10 protein-coding genes are annotated in these 14,829 nt (G+C 65.6%); 4 read left to right on the top strand and 6 right to left on the bottom strand.

The features are described 5' to 3' along the window. Positions 1-74 precede the first annotated feature (74 nt). Complete coding sequence (locus AAFG50_RS01385) at positions 75-2,180, top strand: S9 family peptidase (protein WP_028175684.1); 2,106 nt, start codon at positions 75-77, stop codon at positions 2,178-2,180. A gap of 46 nt (positions 2,181-2,226) precedes the next feature. On the opposite strand, the gene AAFG50_RS01380 is transcribed toward AAFG50_RS01385, so the two are convergent. The 5 genes from AAFG50_RS01380 to AAFG50_RS01360 all read right to left on the bottom strand — a co-directional run bounded on the left by AAFG50_RS01380 (position 2,227) and on the right by AAFG50_RS01360 (position 7,438). Beyond that, positions 2,227-2,946: a ribonuclease activity regulator RraA gene (locus tag AAFG50_RS01380; RefSeq protein WP_011083209.1), complete on the bottom strand. Its 720-nt coding sequence runs from the start codon at positions 2,944-2,946 to the stop codon at positions 2,227-2,229. Positions 2,947-3,045: 99 nt separating this feature from the next. Then, a complete protein-coding gene (gene araD, locus AAFG50_RS01375; protein ID WP_028175685.1) occupies positions 3,046-4,785 on the bottom strand; it encodes an L-arabinonate dehydratase in 1,740 nt (579 codons plus the stop codon). Beyond that, positions 4,782-5,645 (bottom strand): ABC transporter permease, encoded by an 864-nt coding sequence (locus AAFG50_RS01370; protein WP_011083211.1) that lies wholly within the window; start codon positions 5,643-5,645, stop codon positions 4,782-4,784. The genes araD and AAFG50_RS01370 overlap by 4 nt, the downstream gene beginning before the upstream one ends. Positions 5,646-5,657: 12 nt before the next feature. Beyond that, positions 5,658-6,419 (bottom strand): ABC transporter ATP-binding protein, encoded by a 762-nt coding sequence (locus AAFG50_RS01365; RefSeq protein ID WP_011083212.1) that lies wholly within the window; start codon positions 6,417-6,419, stop codon positions 5,658-5,660. Then, complete coding sequence (locus AAFG50_RS01360) at positions 6,419-7,438, bottom strand: ABC transporter substrate-binding protein (RefSeq protein WP_011083213.1); 1,020 nt, start codon at positions 7,436-7,438, stop codon at positions 6,419-6,421. The genes AAFG50_RS01365 and AAFG50_RS01360 overlap by 1 nt, the downstream gene beginning before the upstream one ends. Positions 7,439-7,532: 94 nt before the next feature. Between AAFG50_RS01360 and AAFG50_RS01355 the strand changes: the two genes are divergently transcribed. Further along, positions 7,533-8,243, top strand: coding sequence for a GntR family transcriptional regulator (locus AAFG50_RS01355; RefSeq protein ID WP_028175686.1), 711 nt, complete (start codon positions 7,533-7,535; stop codon positions 8,241-8,243). Here AAFG50_RS01355 and AAFG50_RS01350 read toward each other — a convergent pair whose 3' ends face one another. Further along, the gene (locus AAFG50_RS01350) at positions 8,244-10,415 is read right to left on the bottom strand and encodes a methyl-accepting chemotaxis protein (RefSeq protein WP_028175687.1); all 2,172 of its coding nucleotides are present in this window, start codon (positions 10,413-10,415) and stop codon (positions 8,244-8,246) included. A gap of 393 nt (positions 10,416-10,808) precedes the next feature. Here AAFG50_RS01350 and AAFG50_RS01345 point away from each other — a divergent pair, with 393 nt between their 5' ends. Further along, complete coding sequence (locus AAFG50_RS01345) at positions 10,809-11,228, top strand: response regulator (RefSeq protein ID WP_028175688.1); 420 nt, start codon at positions 10,809-10,811, stop codon at positions 11,226-11,228. Beyond that, positions 11,206-14,802, top strand: coding sequence for a PAS domain S-box protein (locus AAFG50_RS01340; protein ID WP_028175689.1), 3,597 nt, complete (start codon positions 11,206-11,208; stop codon positions 14,800-14,802). The genes AAFG50_RS01345 and AAFG50_RS01340 overlap by 23 nt, the downstream gene beginning before the upstream one ends. Positions 14,803-14,829: the final 27 nt, after the last annotated feature.

The raw sequence follows: 14,829 nt of genomic DNA, 5'->3' as shown, positions 1-14,829 counted from the left end.
CAATCCGACCTCTCCCCGCAGGCGGGGAGAGGTAAGGAAGAGGCGCCGTACGGACGTGAGATGATGAGGATCGAGTGACCCAGATCAAGACACCTTCCCAGCCCCCCGTCGCCCCGCGCCGGCCGCACAGCTTTACCCGGCACGGCATCACCGTGACCGACGACTATGCCTGGCTGAAGGACGAAAAATGGCAGGAGGTGCTGCGCGACCCCGGGGTGATCGACCCCGACATCCGCAAATATCTGGATGAAGAGAACGTCTACACCGAGAGCCTGCTCGGCCATACCGCGGCGCTGCAGAAGACGCTGGTGCGCGAGATGCGCGGGCGGATCAAGGAGGACGATTCTAGCGTGCCGTCGCCGGACGGCCAATTCGCCTATTTCCGCAGGTTTCGCGAGGGCGGGCAGCACGAGCTGTTCGGCCGCATGCCGCGCGAGGGCGGCGACGGCCATATCGTGCTCGACGGCGATGCGCTCGCCAAGGACCACAAATATTTTAAGTTCGGCGGCAGCCGGCATTCGCCCGATCACAAGCTGCAGGCCTGGAGCGCCGACACCAAAGGCTCCGAATATTTTTCGATCCGCGTGCGCGACTGGGCGACGGGGAAGGACTTTGACGACCTCGTCGAGGAGACCGACGGCGGCATCGTCTGGAGCAAGGACGCGAAAAGCTTCTTCTATGTGAAGCTCGACGACAATCACCGGCCGATGCAGGTGTGGCGGCACCGGCTGGGGACGAAACAGGCCGACGACACGCTCGTCTATGAGGAGCAGGATTCCGGCTGGTTCACCCATCTGCACGAGAGCACCAGCGGCCGCTTCTGCGTGATCGCGGGCGGCGATCACGAGACCTCCGAGCAGCGGCTGATCGATCTCGAAAGCCCTGATACGCCGCCGCGGCTGGTCGCGGCGCGTGAGGAAGGCGTGCAATATTCGCTGGCCGATCGCGGCGATCAGCTCTTCATCCTCACCAATACCGATGACGCCATCGACTTCAAGATCGTCACCGCACCGCTTAGCTCGCCCGAACGGAAGAACTGGCGCGATCTGATCCCGTATCGTCCGGGGATCTACATCATCGACCTCGATCTCTATGCCGGCCATCTGGTGCGGCTGGAGCGCGCCAATGCGCTGCCGGCGATCGTGATCCGCGATCTCGCATCGAACGAGGAGCATGCCATCGCCTTCGACGAAGCCGCCTATTCGCTCGACACGATGGGCTCCTACGAATTCGAGACGACGAATTTGCGCTTCGCCTATTCGTCGATGACGACGCCGTCGGAGGTCTATGATTACGACATGGCCAAGCGGACGCGGACCTTGCGCAAGCGCCAGGAGATCCCGTCCGGCCACAATGCGAGCGACTACGTCACCACGCGCATCATGGCGAAGGCACAGGACGGCGCCGAGGTGCCGGTCTCGATCCTCCATCGCCATGGGCTGAAGCTCGACGGATCGGCACCGCTCCTGCTCTACGGCTACGGCTCCTATGGCATGGCGATGCCGGCCTCGTTCAACGCCAACCGCCTGTCGCTGGTCGATCGCGGCTTCGTCTATGCCATCGCCCACATCCGCGGCGGTGCCGACAAGGGCTGGGGCTGGTATCTCGACGGCAAGCGCGAGAAAAAGACGAATTCGTTCGACGATTTCGCCGCCAGCGCCCGCGCGCTGATCGACGCAAAATACACCAGCGCAAAGCGCATCGTCGGCCATGGCGGCTCGGCCGGCGGCATGCTGATGGGCGCGGTGGCCAACCGCGCCGGCGAGCTGTTCGCCGGCATCGTCGCCGAGGTCCCGTTCGTCGACGTGCTCAACACCATGCTCGACGACACGCTGCCGCTGACGCCGCCGGAATGGCCGGAATGGGGCAACCCGATCGAGAGCGAAAAGGATTTTCGCACCATCCTGTCCTACTCGCCGTACGACAATGTCGCGGCCAAGGCCTATCCGGCCATCCTGGCGATGGGCGGATTGACCGATCCGCGCGTCACCTATTGGGAGCCCGCCAAATGGATCGCGCGCCTGCGCGCCACCATGCGCGGCGGCGGCCCGGTGCTGCTGCGCACCAACATGGGCGCCGGCCACGGCGGCGCCTCGGGACGATTTGATCGTCTGGACGAGGTGGCGATCGTCTATGCGTTCGCGCTGTGGGCGGCGGGAATGGCGGAGGCCGGGATGTAGCCCCATCGTCGTCCTGGCGAAAGCCAGGACGACGATGGAGTGTAAACTACCTGCCGTTCTTCTTCCGCCATTCCGCGAAGTCGGTGAGCGTCTGCGGATCGGTGGCAGGATAGAGACCGAAGATGCCGCGCCCCTTGCCGACCTCCTCGGTGACGAAGTCCTCGAACGCGGTCATCTCGAACGTCTCGTTGGCGATATCGTCGGCAAGATGCGCGGGGATCACGATGACGCCGTCGGCATCGCCCAAAATGACGTCGCCGGGAAACACCGGCGCATCGCCGCAGCCGATCGGCACGTTGATCTCGATCGCCTGATGCAGCGTGAGGTTCGTCGGTGCGCTCGGACGATGGTGGTAGGCGGGGATGCCGAGCTTGGCGATCTCGGCGGAATCGCGAAAGCCGCCGTCGGTGACGACGCCGGCCACACCGCGCTTCATCAGCCGCGTCACCAGGATCGCACCGGCCGAGGCCGCGCGCGCATCCTTGCGGCTGTCCATCACCAGCACGCTGCCTGCCGGGCAGTCCTCGACCGCCTTGCGCTGCGGATGCGAGCGGTCCTTGAAGACGTCGATGGTGTTGAGGTCCTCGCGCGCCGGCATGTAGCGCAGCGTGAAGGCCTCGCCGACCATTGTCGGCTGATCAGGGCCGAGCGGGTGCACATCCTGGATCATCTGGATGCGCAGGCCGCGCTTGAACAGCGCGGTGGCGACCGTGGCGGTGGAGACGGATTTGAGCTTGTTGCGGGTGGCTTCGCTGAGTTTTGTCATTGGCGCTTTCTTTCTCGTTCGTCATTCCGGGGCGCGCCACTTGGCGCGAACCCGGAATCTCGAGGTTCCGGGTTCGCTTCGCGCCCCGGAACGACGGTGTTAGTAGATCGACGGCTCGCCGATCGGCGCGCCGAAATCGGTCTCGAGGAAGTCGAAGTCGCAGCCGTCATTGGCCTGCTTGATGTGCTTGGTGAACATCCAGCCATAGCCGCGCTCGAAGCGGCGCTCGGGCTGCTTCCAGGCGGCGCGGCGTTTTTCGAGCTCGGCTTCGCTCACATCGAGATTGATGGTCCGCGCGGCGACGTCGAGGGTGATGCGGTCGCCGTTCTGCACCAGGGCCAGCGGGCCGCCGATGTAGGACTCCGGTGCAACGTGCAGGATGCAGGCACCGTAGCTGGTGCCGCTCATGCGCGCGTCCGAGATGCGCACCATGTCGCGCACGCCCTGCTTCACGAGCTTGGTCGGGATCGGCAACATGCCCCATTCCGGCATGCCAGGTCCGCCCTGCGGCCCCGCATTGCGCAGGATCAGGATGTGATCCTCGGTGACGTCGAGATTGGGATCGTCGACCGCCTTCTTCATCGACGGATAATCGTCGAACACCAGCGCGGGTCCGGTGTGCTTGAGGAAGCGCGGCGCGCAGGCGGAGGGCTTGATGACGCAGCCGTCGGGCGCGAGATTGCCCTTGAGCACGGCGAGCGCGCCTTCCTTGTAGATGGGATTGTCGATCGAGCGGATCACGTCGTCATTGTGCACTTCGGCACGCGCGATATCCTCGCCGAGCGTCTTGCCGGTGACGGTGATGCAGTCGAGATGCAGATGCGGCTTGATCTGGCCCATCAGCGCCGGCAGGCCGCCGGCATAGAAGAAGTCCTCCATCAGATAGGCATCGCCGCTCGGCCGCACGTTGGCGATCACAGGCACCTTGCGGCTCGCGATCTCGAAATCGTCGAGACCGATGTCCTGGCCGGCACGGCGAGCCTGCGCGATCAGATGGATGATCGCGTTGGTGGAGCAGCCCATCGCCATCGCGACCGCGATCGCGTTCTCGAACGCCTTGCGGGTCTGGATCACCTTCGGCGTCAGATCCTCCCACACCATCTCGACGATGCGACGGCCACATTCACTGGCCATGCGGATGTGGTTGGCGTCCGCCGCCGGAATCGAGGAGGCGCCCGGCAGCGTCATGCCGATGGCCTCGGCGATCGCGGTCATGGTCGACGCCGTGCCCATGGTCATGCAGGTGCCGTAGCTGCGGGCGATGCCGGCCTCGATGTCGAGCCAGTCCTTGTCGGAGATCTTTCCGGCGCGGCGCTCGTCCCAGTATTTCCAGCCGTCCGAGCCGGAGCCCAGCGTCTTGCCCTTCCAGTTGCCGCGCAGCATGGGACCTGCCGGCAGATAGATCGCCGGGATGTTCATCGAGGTCGCGCCCAGCAGCAGCGCGGGCGTGGTCTTATCGCAGCCGCCCATCAGCACCACGCCGTCGACGGGATGGCTGCGCAGCAGCTCCTCGGCGTCCATCGCCAGCAGATTGCGATAGAGCATCGTGGTCGGCTTGAGCAGCGATTCCGATAGCGACAGCGCCGGCAGCTCGAGCGGCAGGCCGCCGGCCATCAGGATGCCGCGCTTGACGTCGTCGACGCGCGACTTGAAGTGCATGTGACAGGGCTGCGCGTCCGACCAGGTGTTGAGGATCGCGATGATCGGACGGTCCTTCCACTCCTCGGGGGCGTAGCCCATCTGCATGGTGCGGGAGCGGTGGCCGAACGAGCGGAGATCGTCGGGCGCGAACCAGCGCGCGCTGCGGAGCTGGTCGGGTGTTTTCTTCTTCTTGGTCATGATTGAGTGCCCCATTTCTGGACCGTGTTCCGCTCGATGGCGCGGAAGATCAGGTTCTCGACAAAGAGCCCGATGATAATCACCGTCAAGAGGCCTGCGAAGACGGCGGGTATGTCGAGGAGGTTGCGGTTCTCGAAGATGAACCAGCCGAGCCCGCCTTGGCCCGAGGACACGCCGAACACCAGCTCGGCCGCGATCAGCGTGCGCCAGGCGAAGGCCCAGCCGATCTTGAGGCCGGTGAGGATCGAGCCGAAGGCGGCGGGGATCAGGATTTTCGCCACATAAGGCAGCCCGCGCAGGCCGTAATTGCGCCCGACCATGCGCAGCGTGTTGGACACACTCTTGAAACCGGAATGGGTGTTGAGCGCGACCGGCCACAGCACCGAATGGATCAGCACGAAAACGAGGCTGCCGTTGCCGAGTCCGAACCAGATCAGCGCCAGCGGTAACAGCGCGATCGCCGGCAGCGGATTGAACATCGCCGTGACGGTCTCGAGGAAATCGGTGCCGATGCGGGTCGAGATCGCAAGCACGGTGAAGATCGCGGCGAGCACGATGCCGGCCGAATAGCCCATGAACAGGACCTTCAGCGAGGCCCAAGCCCGCATTGGAATCGTGCCGTCCTTCACGCGCTCATACATCGTGACGATGGTGTCGTGCAGCGTCGGAAACAGCAGCGGATTGTCGAGGGCGACGCCGTAGGCCTCCCAGATCGCCGCCAGGAACAGGATGATAACGGTCTTGCGGACAAAACCGTCGTTCCACAACAGCTCGGTCACGCTCAGCTTGCGCTCGACCTCGGCAGCGCCGCTGGCAGCAGCGACCGGCGCGTCACGCAGCAATATTCTCGCTTCGCCCATGTCGAGGCTCCCTCAATGCGCGGTGGCTTCGGCGGCGAACAGGAGATCGTGGATCTCCTTCTCCAGCCGGCCGGCGCTGCCGTCCGCACTCGAGACCTTGTCGACATCGACCACCTCGGCCTTGACGCGGCCGGGATGCGGCGACAGCAGGAGGATGCGGTTGCCGATGCGGATCGCTTCCGCGATCGAATGGGTCACGAACAGCACGGTGAATTTGGTCTCGCTCCAGAGCTGGAGCAGCTCGTCCTGGCAGGTCCGGCGCGTCAGCGCGTCCAGCGCCGCGAACGGCTCGTCCATCAACAGGATGTCAGGCTCCATCGCCATGCCGCGCGCGATCGCGACGCGCTGCTTCATGCCGCCGGACAGCGTGTGCGGATAGGCATCGACCACGCGGGTGAGGCCGACTTTCTCGATATAGGCCCGCGCGCGGGCCTCGGCGTCCTTGTGCGGCAGCTTTCGCGCCGTCAGCAACGGAAACATCACGTTGGCGAGCACCGTCTTCCACGGCAGCAGCTGGTCGAACTCCTGGAAGATCATCATGCGGTCGGCGCCCGGGCCGTGGATCTCGCGACCGTTGATACTCATGCGGCCTTCGCTCGGGCTCATGTAGCCGCCGACGGCCTTGAGCAGGGTCGACTTGCCGCAGCCGGACGGTCCGAGCAGCACGAAGCGGTCGGACCTGTCGACGGTGAAGCTCACCCTCTCGGTGGCGGTGACGACGGCGCTGGAGGTCTTATAGCGCAGCGTCACTCCGTTGACGTCGAGCAGCGCCATCAGTTGCCCTTCAGGTCGTGCGCGACGGGGAGATAATAGTCGGTCCAGGCCTTGGGCTGATTCTTCAGCGTGCCAGTCTTGTAGAGATGGGCGGCGAATTTCATCGTACCCTGCGGCTCGAGATTCCACTCCATCATGCCGGGCTCCTTCAGCAGATCGAGCAGCTCCTCCGCCGAGGTCTTGTCGCCGGTGATCTCCTTGTAGATCTCGACGGCTTGCCTGGTGTCGCTGCGGATCAGGTCCTGCGCTTCCTTGGTGGCGTCGCGCACGGCCTGGATGATCTTGGGATTGGCGTCGGCGAATTTGGTCGTGGTGAAGAACTGGGCCTGGCTGAGCGGGCCGCCCATCACGTCGGGCGACGACAGCACGACATGCGCGCCCGGCACGTTCTTCAGCTCCAGGAACGTGAAGGGCGGGATCGAGAAGTGGGTGTGCACCTCGTGCTTGGAATTGGCGAGCGCCGCATAGGCGTCGGGATGGCCGAGCTGCACGGTGTTGGCGTCGAGCTTCGACCATTGATCGGCGCCGAAGGCCTCGGCCGCCGCGATCTGAAGCACGATCGCCTGGGTCGAGACTTTCACCGTCGGCACCGCGATCTTGTCGCCGGGGCCGAAATCCCTGATCGACTTGATGTTGGCATCGCGGCTGATCAGCGTCATCGGCTGCGCCGAGGTTGCGACGATGCCCTTCACGCCGCCGCGGGTACGGTCCCACAGCAACAGGAGATTGCCGGTGCCGGTGTTGAGGATGTCGACGCCGCCCGCGAGCAGCGCATCGGTCTGGGCGCCGCCGCCGGAGAAGGTGACCCATTTGGTCGTGACGCCGGGCACACCGAGGCTGGCGGCATGCTTCTCGATCAGCTTCTGCTTCTCCATGATGTGGCTCGGCATGTAGAAAATGCCGGGCTGGCGCGACAGCGAGATCTCGGACTTCTGCTGTGCATGCGCCGCGGACACCGAGAGGGCGGTTGCGGCGATCAGGGCGGCAGCCGCAAGCTTGCTACGAAGATGCATCATCATTGTTGTGTGTTTCCTCCGGCCAGCGTCGAGCTGCGTTGACCCTGCTGATGCACTAATATATTAGTGCATCAAAGGCAAGCCCGCGGGACCCGACATGGAAGTAACCCATACCGCGCCGCGCGCGGCACGACCCGCCCGGCTCGACCGCGCCCGCCAGGCCGCGCCGCAGGTGTTCGAACGGCTGCGCAATGCGATCATCGCCCTGGAGCTGCCGCCGGGCGCGCCGCTGTCCCGCGCCGAGCTCGCCGGCCAGTTCGGCGTCAGCTCGACGCCGGTGCGCGATGCCTTGATGCGGCTCGAGGAAGAGGGCCTGGTCGACGTCTTTCCGCAGCACGCGACCGTGGTCAGCCGGATCGACATCGGCCGCGCCCAGCAGGCGCATTTCCTGCGCCAGGCGCTGGAGCTCGAGATCGTCCGCCTGCTCGCGGAGAAGCATGACGACGCCCTGATCATCCGCCTCGACCACGCCATCGCACTCCAGCAGCAATTCGCGAAGGCCGGCGAGTTCGAGGCGTTCATGGCCGCCGACAACGACTTCCACGCCCAGCTCTACGCCGCCGCCGGCAAGCAGGAGCTGTGGGCACTGGTGCGCAGCCGCAGCGGCCATATCGACCGGCTGCGCCGGCTGCATCTGCCCTCACCGGGCAAGGCCCAGAACATCGTGCGCCATCACAGGCTGATCACCCGCGCGATCGAGACCGGGGACGCCGACGCCGCGCAACAGCATCTGCGCAAGCATCTGTCGGGCACGCTGAGCGAGCTCGACAAGATCCGGAGCCACCACCCGGAGTACCTGACGGACTAGTCAGGCGGCGTTGCGCCGGTCCGGCCCGCGATAATCGGCATCGTCGCTGTTGCGGCGGTCCATCGGACCAGTGCGCAGCCTGACGAAGAAGGCCTGGACCTCGGTGGCGAGACGTTCGGCTGCTCCCGAAACGTGGTTCGCGGCGCCCATCACGTCGTCGGCCGAGCGGTTGGTTTCCGCGATGGCGCCGGAGACGGTCCCGATGCTGGTCGCCAGCGTCTGCGTGCCCGACGCCGCCATCTGGACGTTCTGCGAGATCTCCCGCGTCGCGGCGCCCTGCTCCTCCACGGCGCTGGCAATCGCCGCGGTCACCTCGTCGATCCGGCGCATGGCGGTTGCGACCTCCTTGACGGAGGCGACTGCGCTGCCGGTCGAGTTCTGGATCGCGGCAATGTGCTGAGCGATGTCCTGCGTCGCATTGCGGGTCTGGTCGGCCAGCGCCTTGACCTCGGAGGCCACGACCGCAAAGCCGCGGCCGGCCTCGCCGGCGCGCGCGGCCTCGATGGTGGCGTTGAGCGCCAAAAGGTTGGTCTGGCCCGCGATCGCCTGGATCAAATCGACCACCGAGCTGATGCTCTGGGCGGCGTGCGCGAGGCCTTCGATCTCGGCCTCGGAGCGCGCGGTCACCTCGCCCGCCGACCGCACGGTCTTGTTCGACAGTTCGATCTGCCGGCCGATCTCGACGATGGAGCTCGCGAGCTGCTCGGCCGCCGCGGCGACGGTCTGGACGTTGACCGCGGTCTGTTCGGATGCGGTCGCTGCGGACGCGGCCTGGCTCGTCGCATGGTTGGCGATGCCGCCGAGGCTCTCTGCGGTCTGCCGCATGGTGCCGGCGTTCTCGCCGACCAGCGCGAGCAGGTCGCGCGAGGTCCCGCGAAATTCCTCGACCGCGTCCTCCATGTTGCGGTTGGCCGCTTCGCGCGCCTCCGCCTCGCGCGCGAGAGACGCCGCCGCCTGCTGCTGGGCGATCACGTTGTCGCGGAACTTGGCCACCGCCTGCGAGACCACTCCGATCTCGTCGCCGCGCCCGGCCGTCTTGAATTCGACACTGGTGTCGCCCCCGGACAGGCGCGCGGAATCGCCCACCAGCTCGACGATCGGACGGGTGATGGAGCGCGCAACCAGGATCGCAATCGTTGTCCCGAGCGCAAGCCCCGCGGCGAGCAGGATCCATTGCAGCAGCAGCAACCTCTCGACCGCGTCGGCCACGCTGCGGGCGTCCTCGGCGAGCTTCGACTGCTGGTCGCTCTTGAGTCCGCCGGAGCGCTTGCCATCGGTGTCCTTGCGACCGTCGAGCAGATCGAGGATGCGGGCTGCGCGCGGCGCGGCCTCGGTGGACAGGATGAAGACCGGCGCGTTCCATTGCGGCGTCCGGCGGATCGCGAAGATCTTTTGCGGCAGCGGGGTGAAGGCCTCGTTCGCCCTGGCGATGGCCCGGTAAGCGGTCGCCTGCCTTTCGGTGAGCAGATCCGCCTGGGTGCCGACCGATGCGAGCGCGGCCCTGAAGGTCGCCAGCGGCTTTTCGAACTTGTCACGATCGGCCGCCTCGCCCGAGGCGACGTAGAGCCGCAATTGCGATCCCGCCGCGGCGAGATTGCCGCGCACGTCGGCGAAGGTCTTGAGCAGGCGCTTGCGCTGGGGCGTCGCCTCCAGCGCCTCCTCCTCGTCGATCATCGAGGTGATCTCGGCGAACATGGTCGCGATCAGCGGCGCGGCCTCCTTGGCCAGGAGCTCGCTCGCCGGATAGGCCGACGGGGTGAAGGCGGCGAGCTCGGCCTTGTCCTGGGCCTGGCGGAACTCCGCGATCAGCGCCCTGGCTTCGCTCCAGTTGGTCTTGTTCTGCGGGTTGGAAAACCCCTCCGCCATGCGGTCGACCGCGGCGGCGGTGCGATCCAGGTCGGCCCAGACCGCCGCCCGGTCACGCTTGCCCTGCGCATCGCCGGTCAGCAGATAGCCGCGCAGCACCGAGAGCGTGGAGTAGAGATTGCCGACGAGTTCCGTGCTTGCGACTGCGACCGGCGCTCGCAGATCCACGACCGTCTTGATCCGCGACGAGATGTCCGAGACGGCGGCGACGGTGTAGATCACGGTCGCGGCGAGCAGAATGCAGATCAGCGCAAAGCCGCCGAGCAGCCGGGTCCGAATTCCGGTGTTCGCAATCGATTTGAACATGGAAGATCTCGTGCTGGTGGTCGGTTGATCGGTTGGCGTGGTGGGACGCCAGAATGTGAGCAATGAAATGCGCGAAATACTGATACGAGGACTATCGGAGATTGTAGTCAGCGGCCTTTAATCCATAGTGAAGGCTCGGGTTCCGTACAACTACGGCGAGAGAAATATCTCCCGATGCTAAAACGGGTTACGATGTTTGGAACCAGGCCCGACCTCAAATGCACGCAAGAGTGCGTATGATGTGCAAGGCATTGCCTCCCGGCGCGCCAGGAAAGGCAATCGCGGCAGACGCGAGGCGCTTGCGGGGCGGATAGAATCCGCGCAACAATTTCGTATTTGATGCCTTGATTTGCGGTCACTGGAACGTCCCAGCCGACCCGGAGGAATTCAGACGTGGCCAACATCCTGATCGTGGATGACGACCCGGCCGTGCAGATCACGATCCGGCTGCTTCTGGAGAGAGCCGGTCATCACGTCACCGTCGCCGGCGACGGCCACAAGGGACTTGCGCTGTTCGAGGCCAGCCCGTTCGACCTCCTGTTTCTCGACATCTTCATGCCCGGCATGGACGGGCTGGAGACGATGCGCCACATCCGGGCGCTAGCCCCGGCGATTCCGATCATCGTCATTTCCGGCCGATCAATCACGCCGGACCCCTATGCGGAGCCGGATTTCCTGAAGATGGCGACCAAGCTCGGCGCAGTGGCAAGCCTTCAGAAGCCGTTCCGGGCAGACGCGCTGCTCGCCGCGGTGAGCGGCTGCCTCGACGCGGGCAAGCCGGAGGGGCCCGATGTCAGTACCGGCCGCCGATGACGAGGGCGTCTCCTCTGCTGCAGGCCAGAACACGCACGGTCATCCGGGAACCCCTGTGAATATCTCCATGACCCTCGCAACCCGGCTGGCCATCGCGATGATCCTGCTGGTGGCGGCTACCGTGACCGCCGTCGGCTGGCTGGGCTATCGCAACATCACACAAGCCGTCATTCCGCGGGTGCTGGAGCGGGTCGAAGCCCAGTCACGCCTGCTGGCCACCAATCTTGAATCCTACGTTGCCGGCGTTCGCGGCGATTTGGTCGGCTATCGCTCCGCCGCGGCAATCAACGGTCTGATCCGGGCCCACCTCGGCGGAGGAATTGACGCTCTTGACGGCGTCTCGGAGCAGACCTGGCGCGAGCGTATCGCGGCGCGGCTCGCGGCCGAGATCGAGGCCAAGCCCAGCTATGGACAGTTTCGAATCATCGGTCTTGACGACGACCAGCGCGAGCTGGTCCGCGTCGATCGCTCCGGCCCGAACGGAGCAGTACGAGTTGCCCCCGACAGCGAACTGGAGCGCAAGAGCGAACGAACCTACTTTCAGGAAACGATACGACTGGCGCCGGGCGAGATTTATGTGTCGCCCATCGAACTCGCGACCCGCCAGGGGGGAACCACGGCCTTGCACACTCCGACCCTGCGGGCCGCGACGCCGCTGTTCACGCCCGACGGCAAGCCGTTCGGCATCATCATCGCCAATATCGACATGCGTCCGGTACTCGACCGCATTCGCTCGACGACGAGCTCGGGAGGCGAGATCTACGTCGTGAATGCGCGCGGCGACTATCTGGTTCATCCCGATCAGACGCGAGAATTCGGCTCGTTGCGCGCCCCCCCCACCAACTGGCGCAGTGATTTTCCATTTTTCTCAGCCCTGGCAGGCTCGCCGGGAGTATCCACGCAGCTCGCGACCGATGGATCGGGCCGGCCGAGCGGCGCGGCGATCGCGCCTGCGCTGCTTGCGAGCAAGGAATGGGTCGCAATCATCGTGACCATTCCCCCGGCCGTCTTTGGCCGCGTGCCGGCCGCCATTCAAAAAACGTCCTTGCTCGTCGGCTTGCTTGCCGTCCTCGCCGCGGCTTCGCTCGCGGTGCTGCTGGCGCGCTCCCTGACTCGCCCGATCGGGCGCCTGACCGCGGCCGTGGAGGCCATCGGCAGCGGACGGCCAGCGGACATTCCCGTCGATGCAAGCGGCGAGACGGGCGTGCTGGCGCGGGCCTTTGCCCACATGGTCGAGGAGATGAAGGCAAAGACGTCGGCACTGGAGCACGAGGTCGAGGAGCGGCGTCGCACCGAGGCCGTCCGCGACCAGCTCGCCGTCCGCGAAAGCCTGTTCAGCGCGGCGGTCCAATCCTCCGACGATTCGATCGTCCTGCAAACGCTCGACGGCATCATCATCGGCTGGAACGCGGCAGCCGAACGCCTCTACGGCTATTCGGCCGAGGAAGCGATCGGACAGCCGACGTCGATCCTGCTTCCGCCGGATCGCCGCGAGGAGGGCAAGGACTATCTTCGGCGGATTGCGAGGGGTGAGCGGATCGAACATTTCGAAACCGTGCGCCTGCGCAAGGATGGCAGCCCGGTCGAAATCTCGGTGAGCCTCTCACCGATCAGGGGCCCCTCCGGCGAGATCATCGGCGCCTCGGGCTCGGCGCGCAGCCTCACCGAGGCGCGACGGACCGAGCGGGCGCTACAGCAGCAGCTCGAGGAGCGGCGGCAGCTTTTCGACGCCTCGCAGGACCTGATCATGATCATGGACTCGCAGGGCCATATCGCGCAGATCAGCCCGAGCTGCGAGGCCATTCTCGGCTACCGGCCCGACGACATGATCGGCTACAGCGGCGCCGATTTCATCCACCCGGCCCATCTCGAACAATCGCGCGAGGAAATGCGCGCACTCAGGCGCGGCGGGCACCCGAAGCTCGCCGACACCCGCTGCCTCCACAGGGACGGACGCGAGATCTGGCTGTCCTGGCTCGGCAACTGGTCCGATCAGGCCAAGCGCTACTTCTTCGTCGGGCGCGACATGACCGAGGCAAGGCTGGCCGAGGAGTCCTTGCGCGAAAGCGAGCAGCTGGCCCGCAACATCGTCGAGACCGCGCTCGACGCCTTCGTCCAGACCGACGACCGCAGCATCATCCTGAACTGGAGCTCGCGGGCCGAAGAGCTGTTCGGCTGGCGCCGCGACGAAGCGCTGGGCAGGAATGCGATCGACCTCATCGTCGCCACAGGTGAGCGCGAGAGGGTCAAGGCGGGTCTCGCTCGCTTCCTCGATTCCGGAGACGGTCAGACGCTCAATCGCCGCCGCGAGCTGGTCTGCTGCCGCCGTGACGGCAAGGAATTCAAGGCCGAACTGAGCGTCACGGCGCTGAAGCGCCGCGAAGGCATTCTGTTCAACGTCTTCTACCGCGACCTCACTGACAAGATCGCGTCCGAGGAACGCATCCGCCATGCGGAGAAGATGGAGGCGGTCGGCCAGCTCACCGGCGGCGTGGCGCACGACTTCAACAACATCCTCACCGTGATCACCGGGACGATCGAAATCCTCAGCGACGCAGTGGCCAAGGAGCCCGAGCTTGCGGCGATCACCCGGATGATCGACGAGGCCGCCGGCCGCGGCGCCGAGCTGACCCAGCACCTGCTCGCGTTCGCGCGCAAGCAGCCGCTCCAGCCGCGCGAGGTCGACATCAACTCGCTGATCGTCGACACCGCAAAGCTGCTGCGGCCGACGCTGGGCGAGCAGATCCAGATCGAATCCGTGTTCGAGGAGGAGAGCTGCGTTGCGATCGTCGATCCCAACCAGCTCACCACCGCGATCCTCAACCTCGCGCTCAACGCCCGCGACGCCATGCCCGGCGGCGGCAAGCTGATCGTGGAGACGGGCGCCGCCTATCTCGACGAGGTCTATGCCAGCGTCAACGACGTCCGGCCCGGGCACTACGTGCTGATCGCCGTGAGCGACACCGGAACCGGCATTCCGTCCAACATGCTGACCAGGGTGTTCGATCCCTTCTTCACCTCGAAGGGACCGGGCAAGGGCACCGGGCTCGGGCTTTCGATGGTCTACGGCTTCATCAAGCAGTCCGCGGGCCACATCAAGATCTACAGCGAGGAAGGCCACGGCACCACGATCAAGATGTACCTGCCGCCGGGCAAGACGGCGACGGCGGTCGGCGACGGTGTGATCCCCGCGACGATCGAGGGCGGACACGAGACGATCCTGGTGGTCGAGGACGACCGGCTGGTGCGCGACTACGTGCTGGCGCAGCTGCATGCGCTGGGCTACGTCACCTTGCAGGCTGCGAACGCCGCGGAAGCGCTCGCGATCGTCGCCGCCGGAAAGCCGTTCGACCTCCTGTTCACCGACGTCATCATGCCCGGCAGGATGAACGGACGGCAGCTCGCCGACGAGCTGATGAAGACGCGCCCCGATCTCAGGGTGGTCTACACGTCAGGCTATACCGAGAATGCGATCATCCATCACGGCCGGCTGGATTCGGGCGTTCTGCTGCTCGCAAAGCCCTACCGCAAATCGGATCTCGCGCGGATCATCCGCAAGGCGCTGCTGGGGTGAGACTTGGGAGTCATTCCGGACGCGCGT

It is taken from the genome of Bradyrhizobium sp. B039, assembly GCF_038965675.1.
GTDB lineage: Bacteria > Pseudomonadota > Alphaproteobacteria > Rhizobiales > Xanthobacteraceae > Bradyrhizobium > Bradyrhizobium diazoefficiens.
Note: the sequence above shows the minus strand (reverse complement) of the source record. Positions and strands in the feature narration are given on the sequence as shown.

Coding starts and splice junctions, on each gene's coding strand:
- AAFG50_RS01365 (WP_011083212.1), bottom strand. CDS start 6,419: ATGGCGCTGCTCGACGTCAACGGAGTGACGCTGCGCTATAAGACCTCC.
- araD (WP_028175685.1), bottom strand. CDS start 4,785: ATGACCAAGAAGAAGAAAACACCCGACCAGCTCCGCAGCGCGCGCTGG.
- AAFG50_RS01360 (WP_011083213.1), bottom strand. CDS start 7,438: ATGATGATGCATCTTCGTAGCAAGCTTGCGGCTGCCGCCCTGATCGCC.
- AAFG50_RS01340 (WP_028175689.1), top strand. CDS start 11,206: ATGTCAGTACCGGCCGCCGATGACGAGGGCGTCTCCTCTGCTGCAGGC.
- AAFG50_RS01370 (WP_011083211.1), bottom strand. CDS start 5,645: ATGGGCGAAGCGAGAATATTGCTGCGTGACGCGCCGGTCGCTGCTGCC.
- AAFG50_RS01380 (WP_011083209.1), bottom strand. CDS start 2,946: ATGACAAAACTCAGCGAAGCCACCCGCAACAAGCTCAAATCCGTCTCC.
- AAFG50_RS01355 (WP_028175686.1), top strand. CDS start 7,533: ATGGAAGTAACCCATACCGCGCCGCGCGCGGCACGACCCGCCCGGCTC.
- AAFG50_RS01350 (WP_028175687.1), bottom strand. CDS start 10,415: ATGTTCAAATCGATTGCGAACACCGGAATTCGGACCCGGCTGCTCGGC.